General features: G+C 55.2%; 2 protein-coding genes and 2 pseudogenes. 1 reads left to right on the forward strand and 3 read right to left on the reverse strand.

All coding sequences use genetic code 11. The features are described 5' to 3' along the window. A pseudogene (locus ACXJ5O_RS21925) lies at window positions 1-440 on the forward strand (hypothetical protein); the annotation flags it as partial. A 246-nt stretch (window positions 441-686) separates the two neighbouring features. Here ACXJ5O_RS21925 and ACXJ5O_RS21930 read toward each other — a convergent pair. The 3 genes and pseudogenes from ACXJ5O_RS21930 to ACXJ5O_RS21940 all read right to left on the reverse strand — a co-directional run. Further along, the gene (locus ACXJ5O_RS21930; protein WP_457301740.1) at window positions 687-1,046 is read right to left on the reverse strand and encodes a reverse transcriptase domain-containing protein; all 360 of its coding nucleotides are present in this window, start codon (window positions 1,044-1,046) and stop codon (window positions 687-689) included. Window positions 1,047-1,798: 752 nt separating this feature from the next. Further along, window positions 1,799-2,028, reverse strand: a pseudogene (locus tag ACXJ5O_RS21935) (IS6 family transposase); the annotation flags it as partial. 207 nt (window positions 2,029-2,235) lie between these two features. After that, on the reverse strand, window positions 2,236-3,506 hold a 1,271-nt coding region (locus tag ACXJ5O_RS21940; RefSeq protein WP_457301741.1), incomplete at its 5' end, for a Dyp-type peroxidase.

The raw sequence follows: 3,506 nt of genomic DNA on the forward strand, positions 1-3,506 counted from the left end.
AAATTGGTCATCTGAACGCGCACGCCACCTCCACACCGGTCGGAGATCTGGGTGAAATCAGGGCCATCAAGAGTGTCTTCGGTGCTGAAAACGCCGTCGCTGTCAGCGGGACGAAATCAGCAACAGGACATCTGCTTGACGCAGCCGGAGGGCTGGAAGCCATCTTCACGATTCTGGCGCTCAAGGACCAGATCGCGCCGCCGACCATCAACCTGAATACTCCGGATCCCGAAGCCGACGGTATCGATTTCGTCGCAAACGAAGCGCGACACCTGGACACCGAATACGCCATATCGAACGGCGTCGGTTTTGGCGGCGTCAATGCCAGTGCACTCTTCAGGCGCTGGACAGCGCCAAGCGCTAGCCGCTCAACGTTCGTAGTTGATGCGAGTTCTCGCACCCATAACATTATGGAACAGCACAATTGCCAGGAAGGTTGAACCCGCTATGCAGCCCACTATGTTCAACGAGAGATTTTCTCTAGCCAATCGTGGTCTGATGCGTTGGACGCTAGTCGCTGCGTCGAGTTCCATTGCTGGCGCTGTATACGCTACAGCATGGGGGCAGTCAGAAAGCTCTATTGGCGCCATCTACGGGCTATCGACGGGGCTTTTGGCCGTCTTGGTCGAGCGAGCGGCATGTCTCAATCCGCTTCGTGAGTGACTACGCAGATTGCCAACTTTCTTCTATTTCTTAGCAGCGGAAACGGTACGAACAGCATGATGCACGCTCCGTTCCGGCCGGAAGCCATAGGATAGACGATGGAAATCGCTCTCCCAGATCGGCTCCATTACCATCAACATGGCGCGTTGGACAATGCGGTCTGTCAGGGTCGGAATACCCAATGGTCGTAGCTTGCCGTTGGCTTTTGGGATATAGATGCGCTTCACCGGCTTGGGGCAATAGGTGCCCTTCAGCAGGCTTGTCCGCAGGGCGGCCAGATGCTGATCCAGTCCAGCCTGCATCCGTTGCTTGTCTATTCCGTCTATGCCGGTGTTCGTGCGCCGCTTGACGCCAGAACGATCCGGGCGGCCTCGGCAAGCCATTCCCGATCGGCAATGAGCCGAAGAAGGCGATCGAACCTTCGGTTCGGATCGCTCTCGGCCCATGTTGCGAGCTTGTGCTGCATTTCGCTGATTATCAAAGGTCTTCACCTCATTTGGTCAGGTAGTTTGCACTTCAAGCAGTTTGTACTGTTCCCCTTCGCCATGTGACAGGCTTTCCCTGCCGCGGACTACTACGGGAACTCCGCCAGCATGATGGACATCAGGGTCAACTCCCTTGCGATGCAGAACATCGTTGTCATTCCATCATGCCTTCCCTCGTTCATATGCTGGACGTCTTCGTATTGGTGAGGCTGCGGGTCGCAGTCTTTTCCCTTGCTTTCTGCAAGTCGATGCCGATGCCATGGTCTGGCTGCGTTCTCTCCATGGTCCCCAGTAAGCGCCTTACGTATGCGCTATTCTTTAGATGCGTGCCGACATACATTTCCAGCACCATCCACGGAATTCCGCCTGTTAAGCCGTGTAGGCGGAGGCGACGATTCAGCCCTCAGACACGGATGAACCGGTTCGTGTTCCTCAACCTTCCAATACTTCAGCCTCGGGAACCATCTCGGCGTAACGACTTCGCCTCAATCCCCTTTACCTGCGGGCTACATCACCCTGCCAGTTGACAGCAGGTCACCGCCGCTTGGGCTCATGTCCTCTCACAGCAGGGGACAAGGCGCTTCTTCAAATCCTCCTTTCTCTCTTGCATTCCAGTCATACGCTTCGCCCTGTTCGGAGCGAGGCGCACTGTAGGTTTCATCCATATGCCACTTGCCGGTGACGCCACGCTTGCGCCCATTGAAACGCTCCAGCAACAAAGGCGAATAACGAATAGTCCAGCGATGGATGGTCGTATGATCGACCGCAATGCCACGCTCGGCCATCATCTCCTCAAGATCGCGCAGACTCAGATTGTAGGCAAGGTACCGCGTACGTATAACAGAATGACTGATTGGTCGAACTGACGGCCCTTGAACATCAAAACTCTCCGAAACAATCGATGGGTTCCTTGCCATGCTGTCGGTAACCAAAACGTTGCAACAGAACCCTTCAGCGAGGGAAGGTACAATTTCGCACCTGCACTCCTACGTGAATTGCACGTGTGTTGCTTGAACCCCGCCGAATCCCATATGAGGGTCAGCCATCGCCCTAAGGGTTGAAGCGAGGTCCAAGAGGGGGCCTCGTGTTACAAATTCAACAGAAACGTCAAGCTTGGCGAAAAGAAATACTCTCCGCCCCGCATCGTGACGAACCCGGCGAAGGGCGCGTTGGTGATGACTCCACTCGAAGCATCGTCCCAAACCTTCGTTATCTTTTGATCGCCGGGATTGTTAGGACCTTGACCGATGATCGGATCGATGCCGTGAGGGCCTGGAGGCGCAAGCGGAAAATTGGCGTTGTTAGCCCAGATCTGCTGCGTGAACTTGAATTGCTCGGCTATCTTTTCATTATACGCCATGAATAAGAGGCCGATCCCCGCCTTGGGGAGCAGAGGGGAAACATGCGCGGTGAAGTCCGCCATATTGGCCGATTCCGGCAATTCTTCCGGGTGTGTCGTCCGTTTTACATCTTCGAACGGAATCCCTCTTCTGGGCATAATGTGTTTTCGCTCTGCGGCTTCCGGTTCCGCTCCTCCTGTGCCACGTGGATTAACCTTCCGAATGTGAGCGTGGAAAGGGCAACGGCTTCCCGGATCCCCTTGATAGTTGAAATTGTTCGCTGGCACCTCATTTCTTGCGGTGTTTGATTGTGTCGTCGGCGTTCCGTTCTCGAATCGCCCCACGATCAAAGCCCCGGCCAGTTCCCGATCGTTTCCATTCAGACCGAGGGCATTCGCTACAATCTGTTCTTGTGTTTTGAAGCCTCGTACTGCTTGTTCAAGTTTTCGAAAGACGAAAAAACTGCCGAAACTGACCGTGTCAGTGGTCCCCGGATCCTTGACAAGGGCGGCGTTGAGCGGGAATGCGGGATCCCACCGGGACGAACCCGCAGAGGCGATCTCCGCATCAATGTCTTCTTGAAGGAGCAGCGGCTGGCTGCGACCGTCGACATAACCAAAGTGTTCAATGCCTTCTCCTTCAGCGTTGCGCAGAGCTTTGCCATGTTGCACATGGATGATCGTCCCGCCCGCGTCAGTGATCAACTCTCTAATCGCGCCGGCGAGCGCTGCGGTCACGCCTTCTGTCTCTTCGCCAACGAGAACCAGGCCGTGAATGTCGTCTCGAAATGCCGATTCCCAACTCGAAACGGGTGGATCACCCAACGCTGATATACTCGCGGGCGCTTTCATGCCCGCTTTAAAATCGGGATCGTTGGGGGCACTGCTTGCCAAACCCAGTGCTTTGTATCCGTTGAAAGAAAGGGCAATATGCGTAAAAGCCCCGCCGCCCTCCCCCGTTGCCTTGAAATGCTCAACGTCCAGTAATTGCMGGTACGCACTGGTCAGATGAAAATTGG

The organism is Phyllobacterium sp. P5_D12, assembly GCF_054049495.1.

Excerpts from the sequence above, each read along its gene's own strand:
- ACXJ5O_RS21930 (WP_457301740.1), bottom strand. The coding sequence starts at position 1,046 with ATGGCTTGCCGAGGCCGCCCGGATCGTTCTGGCGTCAAGCGGCGCACG.